Raw genomic sequence first — 25094 nt, forward strand, 5'->3', positions numbered from 1 at the left:
GGGGCGCGGGGCGCGGGGGCGCGGGGCGCGGGGGGCGGGGCGGGGGCGGTGGGGGGCGCGAAACGCCGGCGTAACGTGCCGCGGATAGGGTCCGGCATATGGACCTGAGCACTTTCAACGGGCTGGACGATGGCGCCGCCCGCGAGACCGTCGGCGTGTGGGCGGCCATCCCCGCCTGGGTCGAGGCTGTCGTCGCCGGACGGCCGTACCCGTCGGTGGCAGCACTGGCCTCGGCCGCCGAAAAGGCGTCGACCGCGTGGGTTGCCGACGACCTGGCATCCGCGCTCGCCCACCATCCGCGCATCGGGCAGAAGCCGGCCGGCGGCGGCGCCGAAGCCCAAGCCTCGCGGCAGGAGCAGGCGGCGATGGCGACGGCCTCCGGCTCGGTGGCCGAACGGATGGCGGTCGGCAACGCCGCCTACGAGGAGCGGTTCGGCCGCATCTTCCTGATCCGCGCTGCGGGCCGTTCGGCGCCGGAGATGCTCGCCGAGCTCCAGCGGCGGCTGGGCAACACCCCCGAGGCCGAGACCGCCGAGTCGATCGCGCAGCTGCGCGAGATCGCCCTGCTGCGCCTGCACACGACACTCACCGAGGAGACCCCATCATGACCACGCCCCAGCTCACCACCCACATCCTCGACGCGATGTCCGGGTCGCCGGCCGAGGGCGTCGAGGTCGTCCTCCGCTCCGGCGGCGAGGTCGTCGCATCGGGCGTGACCGACGACGACGGCCGGCTCGCGCTCGGGCCGGAGTCCCTCCCGCTGGGCTCCTACGAGATCGGCTTCGCGACCGGCGCCTATTTCGCCGCCCGCGGGGTGGAGACCTTCTACCCGGACGTGACGATCGCCTTCACCGTGGCATCCGACCGCCACTACCACGTGCCGCTGCTGCTGAGCCCGTTCGCCTACTCCACCTACCGCGGCAGCTGATCGGACGCGCGCTCCGTCTCGGCCGCGAGCTCCTCCAGCAGCGCCGCGGCGCTCGCCTCGATCCCCGCGATCGAGGCGACCTCGGGCCGCGCGTGACGCACGGTGAGCCACAGGGCGACCGCCGCCTGCTCCGCCGACATGTTGACGACGCGGTGCGGCTGGGTCGCCCAGAACGACAGCGAGCCGCCCGGCCCCAGCACCACCGAGCCGTCGGTGAACTCGAACGTCAGCGTCCCGCTGACGACCCGCCCGACCTCGTAGCCCTCGTGGACGAGCATCGCCCCGTCGACGCTCGACGAGGTCAACGGCGGGTAGGTCGACTCGAACAGGTCGAGCCCATCCAGACGCACCGGCGTGAGCCGACGGTACAGCACGCCCTGGCCGAGCGTCGCGATCGGGGCGGACTCCCCCGCCGCGACGAACACCCCCGGAAGCGGTTCGGTGACCCGTGCCGGGTCGACGTTCATCGGCCCCAGCAGGCCGTGGTCGTCGAAGATCGCCGAGACCGGCACCCCGAGCACCGTCACGATCTCCACGAGCCGATTGACCGAGGGCTGCATGGTGCCCTTCTCGATCTGGGAGAGCGCGCTGGAGGAGATTCCGACCGCCTCGGCGACCGCGCGCAACGACACGCCCGCCGACATGCGCACCCGACGCAGCCGGGCGCCGATCTCTGAGGCTGTCGCCTTCTCGCCCATCCCGACCCCCGGATCCGCTCTGCCCGTCCCGCCCATCGTGCCATGCATCGGGGCTCCGCGCCGATCCGCGGGATGTGTAACCACGCCTTAACACCACGGCAATAGCGGCGAAGTTCTTAATCGATAACTTCACAGCCAGATCGTCGAGAACACCCGACAGCAACGACAGGAGAAACCATGGCGGATGTGAGCGTCTCGCTCGGAGCCAACAAGTACGGCAAGGCGGAGAACCGGGTCGTCCGGATCGTGCGCGACACCCCTCGCCACGAGATCATCGACCTGAACGTCACCTCGCAGCTGCGCGGCGCGGCGCTCGTGGACTCGTACCTGGTCGGCGACAACGCCCTCGTGGTGGCCACCGACACCCAGAAGAACACCGCCTTCGCGTTCGCGAAGGAGCACGGCATCCCCTCCCCCGAGGAGTACCTGCTCACCCTCGGCGAGCACTTCGTGTCGTCCTTCGACTGGATCGAGGGCGGCGTGTGGCAGGCCGAGCAGTACGAGTGGGATCGCATCCTCGTCGACGGCGTGGGCCACGACCACTCCTTCGTCCGCAAGGGCCAGGGCACTCGCCTCGCCACCGTCACCAAGCAGGGCGGCCTGACGCACGTCACCGGCGGCGTGAAGGACCTCACGGTGCTGAAGTCGACCGGCAGCGAGTTCGCCGGCTTCCCGCGCGACAAGTACACGACCCTCGTCGAGACGAACGACCGCATCATGGCGACCTCGGTGACCGGTCGCTGGCGCTTCCTTCCCGAGGCGGTCGAGGCCGGCATCGACTACAACGGCCTGTACGCCGAGGTCTCCGCGATCCTGCTGGCGACCTTCGCGACCGTGCACTCCCTGGCACTGCAGCAGACCCTCTTCGAGATGGGCAAGGCCGCGATCGCCGCTCGCCCGGAGATCGCCGAGGTGCGGTTCCAGATGCCCAACAAGCACCACTTCGTCTACGACCTGTCCCCCTTCGGCCTGGAGAACCCCAACGAGGTCTTCATCGCCGCCGACCGTCCCTACGGACTCATCGAAGGCACCATCGTCCGCGACGGTGCCGCCCCGGCTCCCGACGCGTGGGTAGACATCCCGACCTTCGTGTGAGCGCCCGCTCCCCCCGACCCGGCATCGCGCACGCGATGCCTCGAACAGAGGCTCCACCAATGGCAAAGACCACCATCAGACCCGAGGACGAACGCCTCGGCCTCGGCCCGACCTTCGGGTACGGCATCCAACACATCCTCGCGATGTTCGGCGGCGTCATCGCCGTCCCGCTCATCGTGGGCGGCGCGGCCGGCCTCGAGCCCGCCGAGAAGGCGCTGCTCGTGGCCTGCGGCCTGTTCGTGAGCGGCCTGGCCACGCTCCTGCAGACCCTCGGCGTGCCGTACTTCGGCTCGCAGCTGCCGCTCGTGCAGGGCACCTCGTTCGCCGCGGTGTCGACGATCCTCGCGATCATCGGCGACGACGGCAAGGAGGGCATGCAGCACGTGTTCGGGGCGATCATCGCCGCGGCCGCGTTCGGCCTGGTCATCACGCCGTTCTTCGCCCGCGTCGTCCGGTTCTTCCCGGCGGTGGTGACCGGCTCGATCATCACCGTGATCGGCCTGTCTCTCATGCCGGTGGCGGCCGGCTGGATCACCGGACAGGCGACGATCACCGTCGACGGCAATGTCGTCGAGAACCCGGACTTCGCGTCGCTGGAGAACATCGGGCTCGCGCTGTTCTCGTTCCTCGTAGTGATCGTGCTCAGCAAGATCCAGATGCTCTCGCGTCTCGCGGTGCTGCTGGGGCTTGCCATCGGCACGATCGTCGCGCTGATCCTCGGCAAGGTCGACGTGTCCACGGTGAGCAGCGCGGCACCCTTCGCGTTCCCGCAGCCGTTCGCGTTCGGCCTGCCGCTGTTCGAGATCGGGGCCATCATCTCGATGATCATCGTGGTCCTGGTGATCATGGTCGAGACGACCGCCGACATCCTCGCCGTGGGCGAGGTCGTGGGCACCAAGGTCGATGCGCGCCGGGTCGGCAACGGCCTGCGCGCCGACATGGGCGCGTCGCTCATCGCACCGCTGTTCAACGGGTTCCCGGCATCCGCCTTCGCACAGAACGTGGGTCTGGTCGCCCTCACCGGCATCAAGAGCCGCTTCGCGGTGGCCGCCGGCGGCGTCGTGCTGGTGGTGCTCGGCCTCTCGCCCATGGCGGCGGCGGTGTTCAGCCTCATCCCGGGCCCGGTGCTCGGCGGCGCGGGCATCGTGCTGTTCGGCACGGTGGCCGCCAGCGGCGTGCGGACGCTCTCGAAGGTCAACTACCAGGGCAACAACAACCTGGTCATCGTGGCCGCCTCGCTGGCGTTCGGGCTCATCCCGGTCGTGTCGACGAACTTCTGGCACTCGTTCCCGGACTGGTTCGTGACGATCTTCCACTCGGGCATCAGCTCGGCGGCCATCGTGGCCGTGCTGCTGAACCTGTTCTTCAACGTCTTCCTTCCGGGCACCCCGGACGAGCCGAGCGGCGAGGCGGCGGCACCCCCGCTGCGCGTGCAGACGGGCGAGATCGAGGTGCTCTCCGAGGGCGGCACGCTCGCACCGGACTCGTACGAGCCGGACGAGAAGGTCGAAGGCACCCGGGCGAAGGGCACCAGCGGCCACGCGCACTGATCGATCCGGTTCGGCTCCCGGTCGCTGCCTGGCGGCCGGGAGCCGAGCCGTCTCCGGGCGCGCCGTGGCCGCTGCGCATAATTCAGGCAGAACGTCGATGCCACCGGCCACTGCCCGCGCAATCACGCGGAAGCGCCCGGCGCACCCACCCGGATTGCCTGAGTTATGCGCACGATGCGCCGCTGCGTCCGAAGTCAGACGCGGAAGACGGTGTGCACCGGGCCGTACGCCTCGCGCCCGCCGAGCCCGTCCAGCTCCATCAGCACCGCCGTGCCGGCCACGACGTAGCCGAGCATGCCGAGCAGCTCGCGGGCGGCACGCAGCGTGCCGCCGGTGGCGAGCACGTCGTCGACGAGCAGCACCCGCATGCCCCCGGGGAGGTCGGCGGCCATCTCGATGATCGCGGTCCCGTACTCCAGGTCGTAAGCGACGGATGCCGCGGCCCGCGGCAGCTTGCCCGCCTTGCGTATGGGGACCAGGCCCGTGCCGGTCGCCGCGGCGATCGCACCGGCGAGCAGGAACCCGCGCGCCTCGACCCCGGCGACCACGTCGAACGATCCCGCGAACGGCGCGGTCATGGCATCCACCACCACCCGCAGCGCGTCCGGGTCGGCCAGCAGCGGCGAGATGTCGCGGAACACGATCCCCGGCTCGGGGAAGTCGGGGATCGCCGCGATCAGCGCGGCGGCACGGTCGAGGTCGCTGGCCACGCGCCCACCCTACCCGCGGCCGGCGTGGTGAGCCGATTGCACGCACCGGCTGCCGGCACAGGTGACCGACCATTGACCCCTATCGACGTCACCGCTACAGTGTGGAGCGTGAGAGAGAGTACTGACCGTACCTTATCCGCGAATCGTTTTTGTCGGTCTCCTAAGCGTCGCCGTAGCGCTTGGTATCTCTGTTATTTCAGTCGAATCGACGCGAGCAGATTCTTTTGGCGGAGACTGCCAATCGGGACCTTGCTACTCCGACGACGCCAACCATGACTTCTGCACACCCGCTCCGTGGACTTTGGATTGGGGCTCGCCTTTCACCGATGCCATGATCAATCTCGATTCGCAAACCGACATGTATGACACATACCAAAGCGCATGCGGCCCGCAGACAGACCTCGGCGGGTACATCGATTCTTCACCAGAGAAAGCATCCATGGGATCCCTGCGTGGAATCTGGATCTGCACAAAGCCGCTCGATGGCTGGGACTCCGGCATCTGCGACCAGGGAAGCATCATTGTGAATAGCGCCCTGCTGACCGACTACACGCAACGACGGAAGACCTTCTGTCATGAGATCGGCCACTCGGTCGGTTTGTGGCATGGCACCGGTTATGGCGGCTGCATGGTGAGCGGTACCTCCAGCAACACCGCCTACGCATCACACCATGTATGGCACATCAACACGAGGTTCTGAACCTGACCGAAAGTCACCGCAATGAAATCGAAGCTGATTCTGCCTAGCGCCGCGCTCGAGGCGAGCGTTGCCCTCGCCTCGTGCGCCTCGACCGGTGAGATAACCCCGGCCGCATCCAGCAGCCCTTCCCCTGCGAAGACCGCACAGGCCGAGCCAGGACTCTTTTTCGGGTCCGCCGATTTTGAGCCGGCGCTCTCCACACACGCTCTTGCCGACACTGCCGCTCTGGTCGCAAGGGGTCGTCTGAAGTCAGCAAGCGAAGGACCAGTGGCAGGGAAAGCGGGAGACGAGTTCTCGGATATCGGTCTCCTCGTCTTGGAGCTCGAGGTGAAGGAGGCAGTCAAGGGAGCCCTTCCACCCTCAAGCGACGGGAATCTTTACCTTCGAATCCCCTTTCCGGCCGGGCCAGACCACTTCCTCGAAATCATCCCTCCTGGCAGTGACGTCGTCGTCTACGCGAACGAGATTGACGCGTCCGCCGAGGGGGACGGCCAACTCGAAGTTATCGATCCGGAACGTGGCGCACCGCAAGGTCAACCCGTGTTCGTGCTCTCGCATCCGCAGGGCCTGGTGTTCGATGTGTCCAGCGACCGTAGCGGGGACCTCTTTTGGCCGTTCGCGGGGTACCGCGCCAAGGCGTCGATCGCCGAGGCATTGCCAGGAGGCAGCGAAGTCGGTTTCTCGCCCGAGACTGCGCCACCGTCGGGCTAGCAGAACCCGGGCTCCGGGGGACGGATGCCGGGAGGAACACTAGGCTCAGGACATGCCGCTCGACCTCGAAGCCCTCTACATCGACCTGCACCGCCACCCCGAGCTGTCGTTCCAGGAGACGCGGACGGCAGGCATGGTCGTCGCCGCCCTCGCCGCCCTCGGGATCGAGACGCACGAGGGCATCGGTCACACCGGCGTGGTCGGTGTCGTGCGCAACGGCGACGGCCCCGTGGTGTGGCTGCGTGCCGACATGGACGGCCTGCCGGTGGCCGAGCAGACCGGACTCGCCTATGCGAGCACGGCGCGCGGTGTCGATCCCGCCGGGGTGGACGTGCCGGTCATGCACGCGTGCGGCCACGACATGCACGTGACCGCTCTGCTCGGCGCCCTGGAGCGCCTCATGGACACCCGCGACGAGTGGTCGGGCACGATCGTCGCGGTCTTCCAGCCCGCCGAGGAGCACGGCGCCGGGGCCCAGGCCATGATCGCCGACGGCGTGCTCGACCGCTTCCCGCGGCCCGACATCGTGCTCGGCCAGCACGTGACCCCGCTGCCGGCCGGGCAGATCGGCGTGCGCTCCGGCACGCAGATGGCAGCGTCGGACGGACTCACGGTGCGTCTCCTCGGCCGCGGCGGACACGGCTCGCGCCCGCACGCCACGATCGACCCGGTCGTCATGGCCGCGGCGACCGTCATGCGCCTGCAGACGATCGTCTCGCGCGAGGTCGACCCGCGGGGGGTGGCCGTCGTGACCGTCGGATCGATGCACGCAGGGCTGAAGAACAACATCATTCCGGCCGAGGCGACCCTGGCCCTCAGCCTGCGCTACCCCGACGACGACGCCCGGGAGCGCGTCATGGCGAAGGTGGAGCGGGTCGTGCGGGCCGAGGCTGCGGCATCCGGCGCCGAGGAGGAGCCGACCATCACGATCGACCACACCCTGCCGCCCACGATCAACGACGTCGACGCGACCGCACGCCTCACCGCCGCGTTCGACCGGGCCTTCGGCGAGGGCACCGTGATCGACCCTGGGATGTTCACCGGCAGCGAGGACGTGTCGTGGTTCGCGCGCGAGGCGGGCGTGCCGCTCGTGTTCTGGTTCTGGGGCGGCATCGACCCGCAGCGGTACGCGGATGCCGTCGCCACCGGCACCGTGGAACGCGAAATCCCCACGAACCACTCTCCGCTGTTCGCCCCGGTCATCCACCCGACGCTCGAGCGCGGCGTGGAGAACCTCGTGGTGGCGGCCCGGGAGTTCCTGGCCTGAGCCATCCCGCCCCGCCCGCGCGCGCTCGCCCCGCCTCCCTCTTCCCGCGAGTCACTGCTCTGGCATCCACTCACTGCGCTGGAGGGCAGTGACTCGACGCTAAAGAAGTGACTCGGCGCGGAAGGCAGTGAGTCGATGAGCGGATGCCGGGTGTCCGGGAACCCGCGCGGGGAGCAAGACACCCGAACCCGGCCCACGCGCGCCCCGCAAGACACCCGCACAGGCCCCGGCCGCCCCAGCGCCGGCCCACCCCGTTGTGCGCACGCCCGGGCGGGCGTAGAGTCGCCCGCCGTGGCATATGAAAGTCGCGACTCGGCAGACGAGTCGCCGGTCGCCAAACGCATTCTCCTCGGCGACCCGCTCACCAGCGCCGACCTCGACGAGCAGCTGCTGCCCAAGCGCATGGCCCTGCCGATCTTCGCCTCCGACGCGCTGTCGTCGGTGGCGTACGCGCCGCAGGAGCTGCTGATGATCCTGCTGATCGGCGGCACCGCGTTCCTCGCATTGAGCCCGTGGGTCGCCGGCGCGGTCGTGCTGCTGCTGATCGTGGTGGTGCTCAGCTACCGCCAGCTCGTCAAGGCCTACCCCTCCGGCGGAGGCGACTACGAGGTGGCCCGCACGAACCTCGGCGAGACGGCGGGGGTGGTGGTGGCATCCGCCCTGCTCGTGGACTACATCCTCACCGTCGCGGTGTCGGTGGCCTCGGGGGTCGACAACATCATCTCGGCACTGCCCGAGCTGGCCCCGTGGCGGGTGGAGCTGGCGGTCGGGTTCGTGCTGCTGCTGATCGTCATGAACCTGCGCGGGGTGCGCGAGGCATCCCGTGCCTTCGCGTTCCCCACCTACCTGTTCATCGGCTCGGTCGGTCTCATGATCGTCACGGGCCTCGTGCGCTGGGCGCTCGGCGACGCGCCGACCGCGGCGAGCGCCGCCTACGACGTGCAGGCGGTCGACCTGTCGCAGGCCGCGATCGTGCTCCTGGTCCTGCGGGCCTTCTCCAGCGGATGCTCCGCGCTCACCGGCGTCGAGGCGGTCTCCAACGGCGTGCCGGCGTTCCGCGCGCCCAAGATCCGCAACGCGCAGCTGACGCTGACCGCGATGGGGGGCATCGCCATCGTGCTGTTCGCCGGGCTGACGCTGCTGGCCCTCGTCGCAGGCGTCCGCTACGCGGAGGAGCCGTGCCGGCTGGTCGGCTTCGATTGCTCGCAGCCGCAGCCGAGCCTGATGGCGCAGGTCGCCGCCGCGACGTTCGGAGGCGGATCGATCCTCTTCTTCGTCATCCAGGCCGCCACGGCGTGCGTGCTGCTTCTTGCCGCGAACACCGCGTTCAACGGATTTCCGCTGCTGGGCGCCGTGCTCGCGCGCGACGGATACGCGCCCAAGTCGCTCAACACGCGCGGAGACCGGCTCGTCTACTCCAACGGCATGATCATCCTGGGCGCCGCCGCGATCGTCGTGCTGGTGGTGTACCGGGCCAACCTCACGACCCTGATCCAGCTGTACATCATCGGGGTGTTCGTGTCGTTCTCGCTCGGTCAGCTGGGCATGGTGCGGCACTGGCGCGACGTGCTGCGCACGCGCGGCGGCCGGCGGCACGAGGCGCGCTCCGGGCTGGTCATCAACGCGCTGGGTGCGTGCTTCACGGTGCTGGTGCTGGTGATCGTGACGATCACGAAGTTCACCCACGGGGCGTGGCTGGTCTTCCTCGCCATCCCGGTGCTGTCGGTGCTCATGATCGGCATCCGCCGCTACTACCGCGACGTGGAGCACGAGATCGCGATCGACGACCCCGGCGACGAGCAGGTGCACTACGGTGCCGCGGGCGACGTCGCCATCGTGCTCGTGAACCGACTGCAGAAACCGGTCGCGAAGGCCATCGACTACGCGCTGGCTGCCAACCACGACACCACCCTCGCCCTTCACGTCGCGGTCACCAAGGACGAGACCGACCTGCTCGCCGAGCAGTGGCGAGAGCATCGGATGCCGGTGCCGCTGACCATCGTCGAGTCGCCGTACCGCACCTACGCAGGACCCATCACGGCCTTCGTGCGCGGATACCGGGAGCGCCACGGCGCCTCGGTCGTCACCGTCTACCTGCCGCAGTACATCGTCGGGCACTGGTGGGAGAACCTGCTGCACAACCGGCGCGCGCGGCGCCTGTCGCAGCAGCTCATGCTCGTGCACGGCGTCTCGATCACGCTCGTCCCGTGGCTGCTCGACTCGTCGGCCCTCATCTACGGACGCCGCTCGCGGCCGCTGCCCGGCGCCGACCGCGGCGGCGGGCGCCCGGCGCCGTCGGCGTCGTTCGGGCTCGTCGACCACGTCTCCGACACGGCCGGACCCGCCGGGCGCTGACCCGGGCGGGCGGTGGCCCGGGCGGGCGGTGGCCCGGCGGGCGGTGGCCCGGGCGGGTGCTGGTCCCGCCGCCCGGCCCCTCTGCGGCGCACGAACCTCGGAGTCTCGCGCCAAGTTCGGAGGATTTCGGCGAAATCCTCCGAACTTCGCGCAACACTCCGAAGGTGGTGGCGCGGAGCCGGACACCTGGGGCGCGGGGCGCGGGGCCTGGCACGGGGCGCGGAGCGCGAAGACGAGCGGGTCGCCGACGCTTGTTGGCAGATCGTTACGCCGCGCTCGGCCCGCTCCCCCTGGGCGGCTGAAACGATAGGGGGATGGCGCGAACCCGAACCCTGCTCGGTGCCGCACTGGTCGCACTGCTGCTGACCGCGTGCGCCCCCGCGGCGCCGGCCCCCACACCTGCGGCCACGCCCACGCCCACCGCGACCGAGACCGTGACCCCCACGCCGACCCCGACGAGCGACCCGGCCGTGGCCGAGATCCGCATGGATCGCACCGGCCTGGCTCTCCTCGCCGAGGACGGCACGACCGTCCTCCAATACGCATGGGCCGACGAGGGGGAGCCGGTCGTGGCCGCGCTGGAGGAGGCGTTCGACGGTCCGCCGACGATCTCCACGAACCCCGGCGACGGCACGCACTACCCGGACTACACCGTGTACCTGTGGGACGGGATCACCTTCTACGACGAGCAGAACCTCGACCGGCCCCGTGCCGAGTACCCGCTGCCGTCGTTCGCGGTGTTCACGGCCGACCAGTCCCGCGGCATCCGACTCACGACCGCGTCCGGCGTATCGGTGGGAACGCCCGTCGCCGACGTGCTGGCGATCGGCCCGGTCAAGACCCTGGAGTGGGGCAACTACGGCACGGCCTACCTGATCGACGTCGCCGAGGGCGTCGATCCCGCATCACCCGATCCGGTCGGCGGCGCGGTCGCGGCGGTGGCCGATCCAGACGACACGACGATCGTCGAGGTGCGCTACATCTACGACGGCGGGCAGTGACGCCTCCGCGCTCCCACGCGAGTCACTGCTCCCCCACGCGAGTCACTGCTCCCGCGTCGAGTCACTGTGCTGCAGGGCAGTGAGTCGGCGGTAAGGGAGTGACTCGCGGCCGGACACGCGCACAAGAGCGCGGGCGAGGACGGGCCGAGCGAGGGGTACGGGGGTACGGGGGCGGGCCGAGCGAGGGGTACGGGGGTGCGGGGGCGGGCCGCGCGGCGCCGGCCCGGATGCCAGCGCGAAACCCGGCCGGATGCCACGGCGAAGCCGGCCCGGATGCCACGGCGTAGCCTGGAGGGGTGACTTCAGCCCCCGGCGCCCCGGCATCCGCCACCCGCGCAGACACCCGCGCAGATGCCCGCGCAGACGCCCGCGCAGACGCCCTCGACGCGCTCTCGCTGCGTGAGGACTTCCCGATCCTCGGCAAGAGCGTGAACGGGCATCCACTCGTCTACCTCGACTCCGCCGCGACCAGCCAGAAGCCGCGACAGGTGCTCGACGCCGAGCGCGACTTCCTGACCCGCAGCAACGCGGCCGTGCACCGCGGCGCGCACACGCTCGCCGCCGAGGCGACCGACCTGTTCGAGGATGCCCGCACCACCGTCGCCGGCTTCGTCGGCGCCGCGCCCGAACAGCTCGTGTGGACCAGCGGCGCCACCGCGGGCCTCAACCTGGTCGCCTACGCGATCGGCAACGCGACCCTCGGCCGCGGCGCCCCGGCGAGCGCGCGCTTCGCGCTGCGGCCCGGCGACGAGCTCGTCGTCACCGAGGCCGAGCACCACGCGAACCTGATCCCCTGGCAGGAGCTCGCCACCCGCACCGGCGCCGCGCTGCGGCACATCCCCGTCCGCGACGACGGGACGCTGGACCTGGATGCCGCGGCATCTCTCATCGGCGACCGCACCCGCGTCGTTGCTTTCACGCACGTCTCGAACGTGCTCGGCATCGTCAACCCGGTCGCGGAGCTCGTCGCCCTGGCACGGGATGCCGGTGCCCTCACCGTCCTGGACGCGTGCCAGTCCGCGCCGCACCTGCCGCTGGATCTCCCCGCCCTCGGCATCGACCTCGCCGTCTTCAGCGGGCACAAGATGCTCGGCCCCTACGGCGTCGGCGGCCTCTACGGCCGCGCCGACGTGCTCGAGGCGCTGCCGCCGTTCCTCACCGGCGGGTCGATGATCACCACGGTCACTCTCGACAGCGCCGAGTACCTTCCGGCGCCGCAGCGCTTCGAGGCCGGCACCCAGCCGGTGGGCCCCGCGATCGGCCTGGCCGTCGCGGTCCGCTACCTCGAGGGGGTCGGGCTTCCCGCGATCCACGCGCACGAGCAGCGGCTCGCCGCGCGCATGGGCGAGGGGCTGCGTGAGATCCCCGGCATCCGGCTCCTCGGCGACGCGGCCGGTGCGGAGCGCGTCGGGCTGTGGGCGTTCGACGTCGAGGGCGTGCACGCGCACGATGCCGGCCAGTACCTCGACTCGCTCGGCATCGCCGTCCGCGTCGGGCACCACTGCGCCGCTCCCCTGCACCGGCGGTTCGGGGTGACGGCATCCGTCCGCGCGTCGGCCGCCCTCTACAACACCGACGACGACGTCGACCGGTTCGTCGAGGGCGTCCGCGGCATCCGCCCCTACTTCGGAGCGGGCGCATGAGCGAGCTCGATGCCCTGTACCGCGAGCTGATCCTGGATCACTCCAAGCACCCGCAGCACTACGGCCTCGCTCCCGAAGCGGGCGTGAGCGCGACCTCCCACCAGAAGAACCCGGTGTGCGGCGACGAGATCACCCTGCGCGCGCGCATGGACGGCGACACCATCCGCGACGTCACGTGGGAGGGCTCCGGCTGCTCGATCTCGCAGGCGTCGGCCTCGATGCTGGCAGACCTCGTCGAAGGGATGCCGCGGGCCGAGGCATCCGCCCTCGTCGACGGCTTCCGCGAGGCGCTGCGCTCCCGCGGCACTATTCCGCTCGACGAGGAGGTCTACGGCGACGCCGCCGCCCTGTCGGGGGTGTCGAAGTTCTCGGCGCGCGTGAAGTGCGCGATGCTCGCCTGGGTCGCCCTCGAAGACGCCCTCGCGCGCGCCTGACGCTCAGCCGGGGCGGGAGAAGACCACACGCAGCGCGCGGCTCACCGCGACCGGCAGCACGGACATGTGCGTCTCATCGGCGTAGGTCTCGTACTCCACCTGGATGCCGGGGATCGCGGCAAGCCGCGCCGCCAGCTCCCGCGTGGCGTCGAGCGTGTCGTCCGGCGGGACAGAGCTCTCGCCGGCATCCGGCGCCGCCTTGCGACGGAACGGAGGCAGGATGCCGCCCTCCCACTCCCCCGCCGACAGGTGCACACGTAGCTCGCGCCCGCCCGGATCGAAGGCGTCGCGGTGCGCGAGCAGGAACCCTCCTTCCCACGAGATGGAGGGGCTCGCCGCGATCCAGTGCGTGAAGGCATCCGGCCGGCAGAACATCAGCCACAGTGCGAACAGTCCGCCGAACGAGTGGCCGAACAGACCCCGGCGGGCGGCGTCGAGCCGCGTGAGGCCGGTCACGAGCTCGCGCACGTCCTCGCGCAGGAAGCGCGCGAGCTCGGCGCCGCCACCGGTTCTGACCTCGGGGGTTCCGGGCCGGAACGGCGGATAGGTCGCCCCCGGCGGCGGGCCCAGGTCCCAGCTGCGCCGGAGCAGGTCGTAGGCCTCGTCGGTGGGGTATCCGACCCCGATCAGCACGCCCCAGCCGAGGTTCGTGCCCGCCGGATCGAGCGCCTGGGCGCGCATCGCGTCGATGGCGGTCGCGATGACCGCGTTGCCGTCGGTGAGCACGAGCGACGGCCAGCCCGCCTCGGGCGGCTCGCCCGGCGGCAGCCACACGAAGACGCGGCGCACCTCGGCGGTCACCGTGTCGGGCACGTCGAACCAGCGCAGGCCCACGTGGCCGACACCCTCGGCGAGCACGGGCGGAAGCGTCACGCGATGACCCTACCGCCCGGCCGCCTCCGGCGGGTCACGGCCGTTCGGCGGCCCGCTTACAGGGCCAGCTGCACCTTCGGCGCTGGAAACGCGCCCGCGGAGCCGATCGGCCCTGTAAGCGGGACGCGAAGCGACCGTGACTCCGGTCCACGCGCCCCCGGTGGCCGAAAACCCCGTGGGCCCGCGGCCTGCCCGGGAACGAGAAGGGGCCCCTTCGAGCTTCCCATTGGGGACTGGGCAATTCGAAGGGGCCCATCGCTCATGAGGCATGATTGCGGTCGTGCTTCTGGGGTAGCGCGACTTCCGCTGCTGGGGACAGCGGGTGGTGTCACCTCGTCTGAGCTTCCCCCAGGCTACGCGAGATGCGCGGCGCGCGCTGTAGGCACTTTGGGGGACATCCGGGTGCTTTTTCACCCGGATGCGGTCAGGACTTCGAAGGCCAGGCTCCTGCCGGACCCGGCGACTCAGAATCGGGGGACGTCCGGCGCACCGGCCATGCCCCGCACGCCGAGGTCGCCCATCGCCCGGTGCAGCGTCTGCGACGACGCGTCGATGAGCGTGCGATAGCCCATCCTGGTCGCCTCCGAGACACGCTGGTCGGCCCGGCTCACGCGACGGATCTCCCCGGCCAGGCTCAGCTCGCCGATGGCCGCCACGTGGCGCGCCACAGAACGCCCGCTGACGGCTCCGGCCACCGCGATCGCGATCGCCAGGTCGGCCGCCGGCTCGACCAGACGCACGCCGCCGACCGTGGAGACGTAGACGTCCTTGTCGGAGGTCTGCGCGATGCCGCGCTTCTCCAGCACCGCGAGGATCATCGCCACCCGCGCGCCGTCGACCCCGCTCACGATCCGCCGCGGGTTGGGTGCCCTCGTCTCCAGGGCGAGCGCCTGCACTTCGACCGGAATGGCCCGCCGCCCCTCCAGCGCGATCGTCACGCACGTGCCGGGCACCGGATCGCCGTGGCCGAGGAACAGCGCGCTGGGGTCGGGGACCTCGACGATCCCGTCGCCGGCCATGTCGAAGCATCCCACCTCGTCGGTCGGGCCGAACCGGTTCTTCAGCGCCCGCACGAAGCGCAGCGACGTCTGCCGGTCGCCCTCGAACTGGCAGACGACGTCGACGAGGTGCTCGAGCAGGCGGGGCCCGGCGACCTGACCGTCCTTCGTGACATGGCCGACCAGCACCACCGGCAGGTCGCGCTCTTTCGCGACGCGGATGAGAGTCGTCGCGACCTCGCGCACCTGACCCGGCTGACCGGCGACCCCGTCGGCGAGCGCCGACGACACTGTCTGCACGGAGTCGACGATCAGCAGGTCGGGCTGCTCGCGGTCGACATGGCCGAGGATCGTGGCGAGGTCGGTCTCGCTGGCCAGCAGCACGCGGCCCTCGAGCGCCCCGGTGCGCTCGGCGCGCAGCCGCACCTGGCCGAGGGACTCCTCCGCGCTCACGTACAGCACGCGCCGACCCGCGCGCGCCGACTGGGCTGCGACCTCCAGCAGCAGCGTCGACTTGCCGACGCCGGGCTCGCCGGACAGCAACACAGCGGCACCGGGGACGATGCCCCCGCCGAGCACGCGGTCGAACTCGGCCACCCCGCTCGTGCGACGCGGCGCCTCGCTCGTGTCGATCGCGGTGATCGGCAGCGCCGCGCGCTCCGGACGCGTCGGCGCGACCTCGCGAAGGCTCGCGGGCGGGGCGGATGCCTCGACCACGGTGCCCCACTGCTGGCATTCGCCGCAGCGCCCGACCCACTTGACGGTCGTCCAGCCGCACTCCGTGCAGCGGAACGACGTCGTCGGGGACGGTCGTCGGGATGCCACGCGTCCAGCGTAGCCGCGGCCCCCGACACCGCTCGGGGCCGGTCAGCCGCCCAGCGACCGGGCGGCCTCGCGCAGCGCGTCGGCGGAGCGACGCAGGAGCATCAGCTCGCTGGGCGAGAACGGGATGCCGTCGATGGGGACCGCCCCGGCGGCGCCCACGATGCACGGCACCGACAGGGCCACGCCGTCGATGCCGTGGTAGTCGTGCAGCACCGGCGAGACCGGCATGACGGCGCGCTCGTCGTCGAGGATCGCCTCGACGATGCGGGCCGAGGACAGCCCGATCGCGTAGTTGGTCGCACCCTTGCCCTGGATGACCTTGTACGCGGCATCACGCACGTCCACCGCGATGCCGTCGAGCTCGTCCACCGTGAGCCTGCCGCCCGTGGCGGGCTCGAAGTCGAGGATCGGCACCGTCCCGATCGACGCCGACGACCACATCGGGAACTCCGTGTCGCCGTGCTCGCCGACGATGTACGCGTGCACACTGCGTGCGGCCACGCCCGCCCGCCGGCCCAGCAGCAGCCGCAGGCGCGACGTGTCGAGCACCGTGCCCGAGGCGAACAGCCGCGCCGGCGGCAGGCCGGTCGCCTCCTGCGCGAGCACGGTGAGCACGTCGCAGGGGTTCGTCACGATGACGAAGATCGCGTCCGGTGCGGCCGCCAGCAACTGCGGCATCATCGTGCGAAGGATGCCGGCGTTGACCTCGGCGAGCTCGAGCCGCGTCTGGCCGGGGTGCTGCTTGGCGCCCGCGGTGATCACGACGACGTGCGAGCCCTCGGCCACCGACACGTCGCTGCCGCCGATGATGTCGCTGCTTCCGGTGAACTGGGTGCCGTGGGCGAGATCGAGCACCTCGGCTTCGACCTTCTCGGCCGCGATGTCGTAGAGGGCGACGTGCCGGGCCGACCCGCGGATGAGCGCGGCGTAGGCCACGCTCGATCCGACGCTCCCGGCGCCGACGATGGTGAGTTTCGAGTTCTCGATGACGCTCATGGGCTCAGTCTGTCAGCGGGGATGCCGTCTGTCATCGGCGCGGTGTCCCGGCCTGCGTGCGGGGCCGCGGCCGTGTCCGTGTGCCCGGGCGCAAGGGTTTCGCGGGACAATGGGCTATGGCCACCACCGACTCGGGTCCGATCGACCGTCCGCTCTCGCACGAGGTCGAGGGACTGCGGCACGCCGAGTGCTGGGAGGTCCTGGCATCCCTGTCGCTCGGTCGACTCGCCGTGCTGGGGCTCGACGGCGCGCCGGACATCTTCCCGGTGGACTACCTCACGCACGAGGAGCAGATCTACGTGCGCACCGCGCCCGGTTCGAAGCTGATGGACGTCGCCCACGATCCGCGCGTGGCCTTCGAGGTCGACGCCGTCGGCGACGAGCTCGCCTGGAGCGTCGTCGTGCGCGGGACCGCGGTGCGGCTCGACGCGGACGACGAGATCGAGGCGTCGGGCGTGCTCGAGCTGCAGAGCACCAACCCGACCGTGAAGAGCAACTTCCTGCGCATCACGCCGCGCGAGATCACCGGGCGCCGGTTCCGCACCGTGCGCGACTGAGCTCCGGGCCCCTCGGCGCTTTCGCGCTGCCCGCCGGGCCCCGCGCCCGCGCGAATTGGCGGGTGTGCACGGGGCCGCGTAGACTGGACGACGGTGACGTGTCCGAGCGGCCGAAGGTGCAACTCTCGAAAAGTTGTGTAGGGTAACCCCCTACCGTGGGTTCAAATCCCACCGTCACCGCCATCGTCGAAGCCCCGCGACCCTTGCAACACAGGGATCGCGGGGCTTCTGCCTTGCTGGGGATGTCCTACGCAGCGGAACGGAATTCTGGCGATGACCAGGCTGCTTCTCCCCGCCCGGCGACGGCATCTCGGCCATACTGAAGGTATGGGCGGGGCAACGACGGGCGGAAGCACGATGGCAGAGCCGCGGCATGTCAAGTCCTGGGAGCGGGTGCGAGACACCACTCAGGATGCCAACGGCCGGATCATAGATGTCGCGCTCGGGAAGCCGATTGCGCTTGCGTCAGGCTCTGCGTGCCCTCAGAGCTATCTCGTCGCGCACCGGTACGTTACGCGGGAAGGGGACGCCCCCACCGAGTTCGATGATGAGAGCGGTGAGGTCGAGTGAAAACCGATGTCGTCAAGCCGAAAGACGTCTTCTACAACCCGACTCGCCTCGTCGTCCCGCTGTGCCAGCGACCCTATGTCTGGTCGAAAGAGACACAGTGGGCCCCGCTTTGGCAGGACGTCGTCCGGTTGATCGAAGTCATCTCGCAGCACAACCCGACTGCGACCCACTTCCTTGGCGCGATCGTCATCCAACAGGTTCCGACGACGCTTGGCGCGCTTCCCACTTGGAACGTCATCGATGGCCAACAGCGCCTCACGACGCTTCAGATCCTCCTCGATGCGCTGCATGCCGAGCTGGAACAGCGAGGCTGGACACAGCTCGCCGGTCAGATCCTGCCGTTGGTGGAGAATCCTCCTGACTACCGGGACGAAGAGCACGACCGCTACAAACTGTGGCCGACCAACCGCGATCGCGACGGCTTCACGTCGGTGATGTCGGCGCCGAGTCCGATCGACTACACGACGGTCGTGAAGTCACGGCTCAGCGAAGCACATCGCTTCTTTGCAGAATCGATCGCCGACTGGCTCGGCGGCGAGGGGGCAGAACGTCGTGCACGGATGCTGGTCGCGACCGTCATGGACCGGCTAGAAATCGCGAGCATCCGTCTCGACGCGAATGAGGACGCACAGGCGATCTTCGAGACGCTGAATGCCCGCGGAACTCCGCTGTCAGCTGCGGACCTCATCAAGAACTTCGTCTTCCAGAACCTCATCGGCACGTCGCTAGACGCGGAGAAGGCGTACCTGAGCTTCTGGGCGGAGTTCGAGACGCCGTGGTGGGAAACGGAGATCACCACGGGACGCATCAAGAACTCCCGCGCCTCCCTCTTCCTCTGGCAGTGGCTAACCGCGCGCACCCTGATCGACTTCCCCGTCCGTGAGGTATTCACCCAGTTCAAGCACTACGTGAACACCGTCGCCAAAGACGTGGGCACGCTCCTACCTCAGATCAAGACAGCGGCGGATCGCTACCGGGCGATTATCGACGGTTCGCAGCGAGCGAACGGACCGCTCAGTAGGGTCGAACTGTTCAGCTACCGTATCGGGACGCTCGATTCCGAGATTGCACGCCCCCTGCTTATCTGGCTCGACGAGCCCGAGCAGTCCGATGTACCCGCGGCGGACCGCGACCACATACTCGCGACGCTGGAGAGCTGGTTTGTCCGGCGCGCTTTGGTCAAGGCGCCGTCGCAAGGCTCGAACCGCTTCATCATTGACCTCATCCGGCATCTCAATACTCAGTCAAAGGATGCCCTCTCTAACGCGGTCGAGGCCTACCTCGTGGCGAATCACGCGTTGGTCGGTTACTGGCCCGGCGACGCTGAGGTTCGTGACGCTCTGACCGGAGCCACGGTCTACTGGAAGTACCTGCGTGGCCGTCTGCGTATGGTGCTGGAGTCGCTTGAAGACGCAAGACGTGGCTACCCCGACGGCAAGCAACTCGCGATGGGCCCGGTTGCCCGGGGCAAGGGCACTATCGAACACCTGATGCCGCAGGGGTGGCGGAAGTACTGGCCCGCTGAGCTCACCGAGGAGCAAGAGTCTGCCCGTGATCGCGTGGTGCAACAGCTCGGGAACTTGACTCTGGTCACGCAGAAGCTCAACAGCAAGATCAGCAACGGCACATGGGCGACAAAGCGCGACCATTTTCTGAACTACGACGATGTGCTCCTCACCAAGGATGCGATGAACCTCGGGGACACGTGGGACGAGGCGAGCATCGAGCGACGTACCGATCTGCTGACCACCCAGATTCTCGAGCTGTGGCCAGCCCCGGCGGGCCACGTTGGCCTCGTCGGCGATTCGGCGCAGGTTGCGCCCGCCGCGGTGAGCGTCGACGTGGCGCAGCTCGTAGCAGCAGGTTGGCTGGATCCCGGCTCTCGACTGCGATGCCGTCATCCCGGCTCGCGATATATCGATGCTCTGGCACTGGTAGCGCAAGACGGTCGACTCTACGTCGGAGAAGTGGCCTATGACACCCCATCGGGCGCCGCAAGTTCCGTCACTGGCAAGACCGCGAATGGCTGGTGGTGGTGGGTGCTTGAAGGAACTCACACAAGCCTTCAGGATCTTCGTGAGGGCTACTTGGCTAGCCTGGGTGAGGCCGACGCCGACGTCATTGACGGCGAGCCTGACCCCGACGTCGAACAACTTACGCTGGACGTCTCCGACGATGAGGCGGCGGCGTGACGAACTACATCTATGCCTACACGCACGCGGGCAGCGCAAGGGTGTGATGGCGCGCGAGCGGGCAGAAGAGCGACTCCTGGATCAAGGTCGACCAGACCATGAAATCTCGGCATCGACCGAGTGTGACAGCAGATGGTCACGGCGTTCCCCGAGTTCTACGGCCTCGAAAATCCTGTTCCATTCCGAACCGCGACGCGGCCTGACGGGACCGATTTCGGTGACCGCGTTGTACACGGCGTGCTGCGGGGAGTGAGGACTACCAATCCGCGAGGCGAGTGGGGCTCTTCGCAGATGAAGGGGTAGCTGCTTGAGCGCGTTGGTGGCTGGTTGAGAGTCGAGGTCTTCCGATCTCAGTCGCAAGTAGGTCGAGCGTCTTGCGGCGGCATCCCGCTATCCCGACGTCATCCATTTCGCCGCGTACACCAGGCTGCGCTGGGGTGAGGTCACAGGCATCCGGATCAAGAACGTCGATCTCAAGCGCCGCAGGGTACTGATCGACGAGAACGCGGTCGAAGTCGATGGGCATGTGCAGGTCGGCACGCCGAAGACGCATGAGCGACGCGCGGTGGTCTATCCCGCGTTCTTGGACAACTCCGTGCGCTCGGCCGCGAAGGGCAGAGCTGCCGACGACCTGCTCTGGCCGGCAGAGTTCGGGGGATACCTCCGGCCAGGCAACGCCGTCTCCGGATGGTTCGCTGGCGCGGTGAAAAGGATTCGCGCGGAGGATGCCAAGGCGGCCGCGGAGGCGAAGGCGCGTGGGGAGGAAGCGTCGCCGATCATGCCGCGCGTGACTCCGCACGATCTGCGTCACACGGCCGCTTCGCTCGCGATTAGCGCCGGCGCCAACGTCAAGGCGGTCCAGCGCATGCTTGGCCACGCGAGCGCGGCGATGACTCTTGACACCTACGCCGAGCTCTTCGAGGACGACCTCGACGGCGTTGCCAGCGCCCTTGAGACACACCGAGCAGCCGCGCTCCTCTGATCTCGAGCTCGGATAGTGCGCATGTCACGCGACGTATCGTGGCGGGCTCTCAGTCATGTGTGCGAGAATCGCACACATGACTGAGATGACATCGGCTGAGCTCGGCGTGCGTATTCGCGAGGCCAGGGAGCGTCGGGGGCTGAACCAGGCCGATCTCGGTGAGCGTCTTCAGCTGGATCGAACGATGGTGAACAAGATCGAGAACGGCACTCGCAAGGTGTCGGCTCTGGAGTTGTCTCAGATCGCCGATGCGCTCCGTGTCCGGATGGCATCGTTCTTCGCCACCCCGGTTCCCGCGATTGTCTCGCATCGATCCACGCAAGGACTGGAAGTCGTGGATTCCCAAATCGACGCGATGCTGGAAGAACTCGTCGCAGACGTGGAACTTGTGCAGGATTTGGGTGCACTGAACCGTCGCGAAGTCCAGGTTGCTCAGATCGACGTGCCGCAGACTCGCGCGGACGCCGAGATGATGGCAGAACGGGCTCGGACTTCTGTGGGCCTCGACGAGGACTCGCCTGCGTACGAGCTGCAGCGGCTTTTCGGTGATGCAGGATTGTTCGTGTTCACCCGTGACCTCGGCACGGATACTGCCGATGCGGGAACGGTACTGCTGCGCGACGCGACTGGCGTGTCTGTTGTCAACAGCGCGCAGAAGGTAGGACGTCGCCGGCTCGCCGCTACGCACGAGTTCGGGCATTTCCTCGTCTGCGACGATTACTCGGTCGACTGGGACGTCACCGCAGACGGTCAGCAGACCGAAGCGCTGCTGGATCACTTCGCCCGCGCCTTTCTCCTGCCAGACCGGGGACTACGTGGACTGTGGTCGCGCACGATCGCCGATGGTCTGCGTGGCGCCGCGGTCGTCGCCGCCAGCACCTTCCGAGTGGACATGGCAACGCTGGCGCGCCGGCTTACCGATCTCGATCTGGTGACCCGTGCTGAGGCCGGTCAGATCCGCCAGTTCCGGACGACCAGCGCGGACATGATCGAGCACGATCTCTACTCGCACGACGAGATGGCGGGCACGACCCAGCCTCGGCTCTACCAGCAGGCCGTACTGCGGCTGGTACGGGATGAGCTGATCTCAGGCGTCCGCGCACTCGAACTGCTGTGGGGAACGGTAGACGAGAACGACCTGCCCGCGCCGCACATCTCAACCGACGCCGACATCTGGCAGTTCGTCTCGTGACGGACCTCCGGCCGGGGCTCGTGTTCGACACCGGCCCCCTGCGGCACTTCGCGTTGCAGGGTTGGCTGGGTGTGCTGAAGTACCTGGGCCGGGACTGTCAAGTGATAATCCCAGAAAGCGTCGAGGCCGAGCTCAAGGCCCAGAGCCAGACCGACCCAGAGCTGCGACAGGTGCTCGAAGCCGATTGGATCACCGTCGACCGCAGCACCGACCTGACCTACGTGCAGGCGTTCGCCGGCTTCGAGCGTCTGCTCGCCGCAGGTGGCAGGAACCTGGGTGAGTGCGGCGTCCTGGCTCTGGGGCAGGCTCGCGGCCACCAGCTCATCATCGACGACAGGGTGGCGAGCAATCTTGCTCGACGGGCGGGCCTGGACTCCCGTGGCACGCTCGCGTTGCTCTGCGACGCGATCCGCGAGCAAAAGCTCACCGTGGCCATGGTCTCTGACCTTGCCGACGACCTTCTCATCGGCGAGTACCGCCTGCCCTTCGCGAAGGGCAGATTCGCGCAGTGGGCCGACGAGAACGGCCTCATATAGGTCGAGAAGCACACTTGCACTGTGACATTCGATGAAATATCCTCATAGCCATGGTCGCACTTTCTTCGGATCTCGTGGATCTCCTTGGTGGCGTTGCGCTGGACGTCCGGGAGGAGTTTGAGGCGAGCGCAGGCTCTGTCACTGCGGCGCTCGAACTCCACCCTGCGTTCACGGACAACAACGTTCCGCGGTCGGCGTTGGTGCGCACAATCATCGCCCGAGAGTTTCGATCGGCTGCCGGACGGCGCGGGATGAACCCTCGGTCGGGCCTCGGGGGAGCTGTCGAGCTCTACGAGCCCAACGGAGACGAGTACGCCATTATCCGGTTGCGTGGCGCCGAGCTTGTGGGCGAGGAGCTGCGCGTGATCGCCAACAGCGGCTCAACCTGGGGAGGCCTCTCGGACGACGGTTTCTGGCGAGAGGTGCCCTATGTGTTCGGGTTCACGTTCGGCGAAAACGACTCGGTGAGCTTCTTCGTCGCTGAAGTCATCGGCCAGTCGGAGGGTGCTGTCGCCTATCTCGAGTTCGGCTGGACGCATCGCTTCGATGAGCCCGCACCGCGCGGAGGCGCGTCGTTCACTCCCGATAGCGGTGACTCGCTTGACGGTTGGGACTTGCCGGATGCCGGTGACGTCGACAAGCAGGCTTAAGGAGCATCGTGATTGACTCCATGCCGCTCGGCGCGGCTGTCGTCGGCGCGCGTGTTCGTCAGCTTCGACTTGCGCTGGGCCTGACTCAGACTGAACTGGCGATGCGAACCGGAATCGCGTCCGGATCGATCTCAATGATCGAGAACGGTCACCAAGAAGCGGATGAGGAGATGCTGAGTGCGCTCGCGGAGGTTCTCGACTGCCGACCGAGCTATCTGACTGCTTCAGCGAACGCTGAGTTCGACCGTCCGAAGCTGCGAGCCTACGCGGACGCACCTCAGCGAGCAGTCGATCGCACGATGTTCGACTCAATCAGCGCCATCGAGGCAATTCGCTCGGCAGGGCTGCGCACGCTCGCGGTCAAACTTCCCATCTACGACAGTGACTTGAATGATGACGACGAAATTGATCGCATCGCAGCGGATGTCCGTACAGCCGCGGGTCTCGATGCTGAGGAAGTCATCCCCAACGTCATCCGCGCCGTAGAGCGACTCGGATGTGTCGTTCTGCCCCTCGACCGCGAGCTAGGCCGCCACTGGGGAATGTCGCTCACTGTCGACGGGATACCGGTCATCCGTGTGGCCCGCCCTTCATACGACGCAGACCATGACATCCCTGGCGACCGGCAACGGTTCACTGTCGCCCACGAGTTGGGGCATCTCGTCCTTCACGCAGGTTCTGCGCAACCGGCGGCGCCGTCGGAAGCAGCCCGCTTGGAGCAGCAGGCGAACAGATTTGCGGCTTCATTCCTCGTGCCAGGCGATTCGGCTCTAGAAGATCTCGAGGCATTGGGCGGGCGAGTCACACTGCGCACTTTGGCCTCGCTCAAGCAGAAGTGGGGATACTCGATCAAGGCCTTTGTGTTCAGGTTCCGCGAGCTGGGCGTGATCGACGACGCACAAGCTCGATCTCTCTACAAGCAGATCTCGGCCCGCAGGTGGAACAAGGAGGAGCCCCATCGTCCCGGGACCGAGTCTGCTGTCTGGCTGGGCAAAGCGCTCCGGGAAGCATTCCCGACGGGAGACATTCTGGATGGTGCCGCGCGTGCGTCTGGGCTGGGCGTCAACTACATTGCGCGCTGGTTGGACTGGAACCCCTCGGGGACGTCGAGGCCGCCAGCCGAGGTGACGGTCCTGCAGCCGCGTCAACGTCCGGATGCATCCTCGCGTTCCGCAGGGCGGATCTCGCGACTCCCCAGTAGACCCTGACGCACGCAGCGGTAACGCAGCGGTAACGGAATGTCTGCGGGATGTCGTTTTCGGGTGTGCGCACATGTGCCCAACTTCCGCGTAATCACGCGGATCTCGCCGATCGACACCGTGGTGCCTGGCCTGCGATAGGGGTTCAAATCCCACCGTCACCGCCATTCCGGAAGCCCCGCGAACCCTTGGGAACACTGGGATCGCGGGGCTTCTGCCTTGCCCTCGACCCGCTGCCCGGGCATCCGGGCTCCCCTTCCCTCACGAGTCACTACCTTGCCTCGCGAGTCACTGCCTCCCTCACGAGTCACTGTGCTGCAGCGCAGTGACTCGGCGCTAAGGCAGTGAGTCGGCGCGCGGGCGGATGCCGGAACCGCTCAGCCCAGCACCAAAGACCGCTCAGCCCAGCACGAACACGGCGTCGTCGACCGA

At 68.6% G+C, this 25094-nt stretch carries 23 protein-coding genes and 1 tRNA gene; 19 read left to right on the top strand and 5 right to left on the bottom strand.

Annotated features, from left to right (window positions below):
* Nucleotides 1–98 precede the first annotated feature (98 nt).
* Nucleotides 99–608 (top strand): 2-oxo-4-hydroxy-4-carboxy-5-ureidoimidazoline decarboxylase, encoded by a 510-nt coding sequence (gene uraD / locus QM641_RS09915; RefSeq protein WP_415115973.1) that lies wholly within the window; start codon nt 99–101, stop codon nt 606–608.
* A complete protein-coding gene (uraH, locus tag QM641_RS09920; protein WP_415115975.1) occupies nt 605–928 on the top strand; it encodes a hydroxyisourate hydrolase in 324 nt (107 codons plus the stop codon). Before uraD ends, uraH begins: the two co-directional genes overlap by 4 nt.
* On the opposite strand, the gene QM641_RS09925 is transcribed toward uraH, so the two are convergent.
* Nucleotides 913–1662: a helix-turn-helix domain-containing protein gene (locus QM641_RS09925; RefSeq protein ID WP_415115977.1), complete on the bottom strand. Its 750-nt coding sequence runs from the start codon at nt 1660–1662 to the stop codon at nt 913–915. The two genes, uraH and QM641_RS09925, sit on opposite strands and share 16 nt — an antisense overlap.
* Nucleotides 1663–1803: 141 nt before the next feature.
* Between QM641_RS09925 and pucL the strand changes: the two genes are divergently transcribed.
* Nucleotides 1804–2721, top strand: a complete 918-nt coding sequence (gene pucL, locus QM641_RS09930; protein WP_415115979.1) for a factor-independent urate hydroxylase — start codon at nt 1804–1806, stop codon at nt 2719–2721.
* A gap of 59 nt (nt 2722–2780) precedes the next feature.
* Entirely contained in the window at nt 2781–4271 is a 1491-nt protein-coding gene (locus QM641_RS09935) for a nucleobase:cation symporter-2 family protein (protein ID WP_415115981.1), read from the top strand.
* Between the two features lie 194 nt (nt 4272–4465).
* Here the strand turns inward: QM641_RS09935 and QM641_RS09940 are convergent, their stop codons facing one another.
* Nucleotides 4466–4981, bottom strand: a complete 516-nt coding sequence (locus tag QM641_RS09940; RefSeq protein WP_415115983.1) for an adenine phosphoribosyltransferase — start codon at nt 4979–4981, stop codon at nt 4466–4468.
* Nucleotides 4982–5312: 331 nt separating this feature from the next.
* On the opposite strand from QM641_RS09940, the gene QM641_RS09945 reads away from it, so the two are divergent.
* The 7 genes from QM641_RS09945 (at nt 5313) to sufU (ending at nt 13092) form a co-directional block, all read left to right on the top strand.
* On the top strand, nt 5313–5681 hold the full coding sequence (locus tag QM641_RS09945; RefSeq protein ID WP_415115985.1) for a hypothetical protein: 369 nt from the start codon (nt 5313–5315) through the stop codon (nt 5679–5681).
* Between the two features lie 21 nt (nt 5682–5702).
* The gene (locus tag QM641_RS09950) at nt 5703–6392 is read left to right on the top strand and encodes a hypothetical protein (RefSeq protein ID WP_415115987.1); all 690 of its coding nucleotides are present in this window, start codon (nt 5703–5705) and stop codon (nt 6390–6392) included.
* A gap of 52 nt (nt 6393–6444) precedes the next feature.
* Nucleotides 6445–7659 carry an amidohydrolase gene (locus QM641_RS09955; protein WP_415115989.1) on the top strand — a complete coding sequence of 405 codons (1215 nt, stop codon included), beginning with the start codon at nt 6445–6447 and terminating at the stop codon, nt 7657–7659.
* 402 nt (nt 7660–8061) lie between these two features.
* Nucleotides 8062–10014, top strand: a complete 1953-nt coding sequence (locus tag QM641_RS09960; protein WP_415116015.1) for an APC family permease — start codon at nt 8062–8064, stop codon at nt 10012–10014.
* A gap of 314 nt (nt 10015–10328) precedes the next feature.
* The gene (locus QM641_RS09965; protein ID WP_415115991.1) at nt 10329–11015 is read left to right on the top strand and encodes a hypothetical protein; all 687 of its coding nucleotides are present in this window, start codon (nt 10329–10331) and stop codon (nt 11013–11015) included.
* Nucleotides 11016–11410: 395 nt separating this feature from the next.
* Nucleotides 11411–12658 (top strand): SufS family cysteine desulfurase, encoded by a 1248-nt coding sequence (locus tag QM641_RS09970; RefSeq protein ID WP_415116017.1) that lies wholly within the window; start codon nt 11411–11413, stop codon nt 12656–12658.
* Nucleotides 12655–13092: a Fe-S cluster assembly sulfur transfer protein SufU gene (sufU, locus tag QM641_RS09975; RefSeq protein ID WP_415115993.1), complete on the top strand. Its 438-nt coding sequence runs from the start codon at nt 12655–12657 to the stop codon at nt 13090–13092. The genes QM641_RS09970 and sufU overlap by 4 nt, the downstream gene beginning before the upstream one ends.
* 3 nt (nt 13093–13095) lie before the next feature.
* On the opposite strand, the gene QM641_RS09980 is transcribed toward sufU, so the two are convergent.
* The 3 genes from QM641_RS09980 to QM641_RS09990 all read right to left on the bottom strand — a co-directional run bounded on the left by QM641_RS09980 (nt 13096) and on the right by QM641_RS09990 (nt 16784).
* Nucleotides 13096–13965, bottom strand: coding sequence for an alpha/beta hydrolase (locus QM641_RS09980; protein ID WP_415115995.1), 870 nt, complete (start codon nt 13963–13965; stop codon nt 13096–13098).
* Nucleotides 13966–14429: 464 nt separating this feature from the next.
* Nucleotides 14430–15788: a DNA repair protein RadA gene (radA, locus tag QM641_RS09985; protein WP_415115998.1), complete on the bottom strand. Its 1359-nt coding sequence runs from the start codon at nt 15786–15788 to the stop codon at nt 14430–14432.
* A 42-nt stretch (nt 15789–15830) separates the two neighbouring features.
* Nucleotides 15831–16784, bottom strand: a complete 954-nt coding sequence (locus tag QM641_RS09990) for an L-lactate dehydrogenase (RefSeq protein ID WP_415116001.1) — start codon at nt 16782–16784, stop codon at nt 15831–15833.
* A 116-nt stretch (nt 16785–16900) separates the two neighbouring features.
* Here QM641_RS09990 and QM641_RS09995 point away from each other — a divergent pair, with 116 nt between their 5' ends.
* From QM641_RS09995 to QM641_RS10030, 8 genes are all read left to right on the top strand, one after another.
* Complete coding sequence (locus tag QM641_RS09995) at nt 16901–17341, top strand: pyridoxamine 5'-phosphate oxidase family protein (RefSeq protein WP_415116003.1); 441 nt, start codon at nt 16901–16903, stop codon at nt 17339–17341.
* Between the two features lie 92 nt (nt 17342–17433).
* Nucleotides 17434–17524, top strand: a tRNA-Ser gene (locus QM641_RS10000).
* Nucleotides 17525–17907: 383 nt separating this feature from the next.
* A complete protein-coding gene (locus QM641_RS10005; RefSeq protein WP_415116005.1) occupies nt 17908–20103 on the top strand; it encodes a DUF262 domain-containing protein in 2196 nt (731 codons plus the stop codon).
* A 403-nt stretch (nt 20104–20506) separates the two neighbouring features.
* Nucleotides 20507–21085: a site-specific integrase gene (locus QM641_RS10010; RefSeq protein ID WP_415116019.1), complete on the top strand. Its 579-nt coding sequence runs from the start codon at nt 20507–20509 to the stop codon at nt 21083–21085.
* A 76-nt stretch (nt 21086–21161) separates the two neighbouring features.
* On the top strand, nt 21162–22277 hold the full coding sequence (locus QM641_RS10015) for a helix-turn-helix domain-containing protein (RefSeq protein WP_415116007.1): 1116 nt from the start codon (nt 21162–21164) through the stop codon (nt 22275–22277).
* On the top strand, nt 22274–22813 hold the full coding sequence (locus tag QM641_RS10020) for a nucleotide-binding protein (RefSeq protein ID WP_415116009.1): 540 nt from the start codon (nt 22274–22276) through the stop codon (nt 22811–22813). Before QM641_RS10015 ends, QM641_RS10020 begins: the two co-directional genes overlap by 4 nt.
* 50 nt (nt 22814–22863) lie before the next feature.
* The gene (locus QM641_RS10025) at nt 22864–23463 is read left to right on the top strand and encodes a hypothetical protein (protein WP_415116011.1); all 600 of its coding nucleotides are present in this window, start codon (nt 22864–22866) and stop codon (nt 23461–23463) included.
* Nucleotides 23464–23471: 8 nt separating this feature from the next.
* On the top strand, nt 23472–24671 hold the full coding sequence (locus QM641_RS10030; RefSeq protein WP_415116013.1) for a helix-turn-helix domain-containing protein: 1200 nt from the start codon (nt 23472–23474) through the stop codon (nt 24669–24671).
* The last annotated feature ends 423 nt before the right edge of the window (nt 24672–25094 follow it).

It is taken from the genome of Microbacterium sp. (assembly GCF_047605725.1).
Taxonomy (GTDB): Bacteria; Actinomycetota; Actinomycetes; order Actinomycetales; family Microbacteriaceae; genus Microbacterium.

Coding starts and splice junctions, on each gene's coding strand:
- uraD (WP_415115973.1), top strand. CDS start 99: ATGGACCTGAGCACTTTCAACGGGCTGGACGATGGCGCCGCCCGCGAG.
- uraH (WP_415115975.1), top strand. CDS start 605: ATGACCACGCCCCAGCTCACCACCCACATCCTCGACGCGATGTCCGGG.
- QM641_RS09925 (WP_415115977.1), bottom strand. CDS start 1,662: ATGGGCGGGACGGGCAGAGCGGATCCGGGGGTCGGGATGGGCGAGAAG.
- pucL (WP_415115979.1), top strand. CDS start 1,804: ATGGCGGATGTGAGCGTCTCGCTCGGAGCCAACAAGTACGGCAAGGCG.
- QM641_RS09935 (WP_415115981.1), top strand. CDS start 2,781: ATGGCAAAGACCACCATCAGACCCGAGGACGAACGCCTCGGCCTCGGC.
- QM641_RS09945 (WP_415115985.1), top strand. CDS start 5,313: ATGATCAATCTCGATTCGCAAACCGACATGTATGACACATACCAAAGC.
- QM641_RS09950 (WP_415115987.1), top strand. CDS start 5,703: ATGAAATCGAAGCTGATTCTGCCTAGCGCCGCGCTCGAGGCGAGCGTT.
- QM641_RS09955 (WP_415115989.1), top strand. CDS start 6,445: ATGCCGCTCGACCTCGAAGCCCTCTACATCGACCTGCACCGCCACCCC.
- QM641_RS09960 (WP_415116015.1), top strand. CDS start 8,062: ATGGCCCTGCCGATCTTCGCCTCCGACGCGCTGTCGTCGGTGGCGTAC.
- QM641_RS09965 (WP_415115991.1), top strand. CDS start 10,329: ATGGCGCGAACCCGAACCCTGCTCGGTGCCGCACTGGTCGCACTGCTG.
- sufU (WP_415115993.1), top strand. CDS start 12,655: ATGAGCGAGCTCGATGCCCTGTACCGCGAGCTGATCCTGGATCACTCC.
- QM641_RS09990 (WP_415116001.1), bottom strand. CDS start 16,784: ATGAGCGTCATCGAGAACTCGAAACTCACCATCGTCGGCGCCGGGAGC.
- QM641_RS09995 (WP_415116003.1), top strand. CDS start 16,901: ATGGCCACCACCGACTCGGGTCCGATCGACCGTCCGCTCTCGCACGAG.
- QM641_RS10015 (WP_415116007.1), top strand. CDS start 21,162: ATGACTGAGATGACATCGGCTGAGCTCGGCGTGCGTATTCGCGAGGCC.
- QM641_RS10025 (WP_415116011.1), top strand. CDS start 22,864: ATGGTCGCACTTTCTTCGGATCTCGTGGATCTCCTTGGTGGCGTTGCG.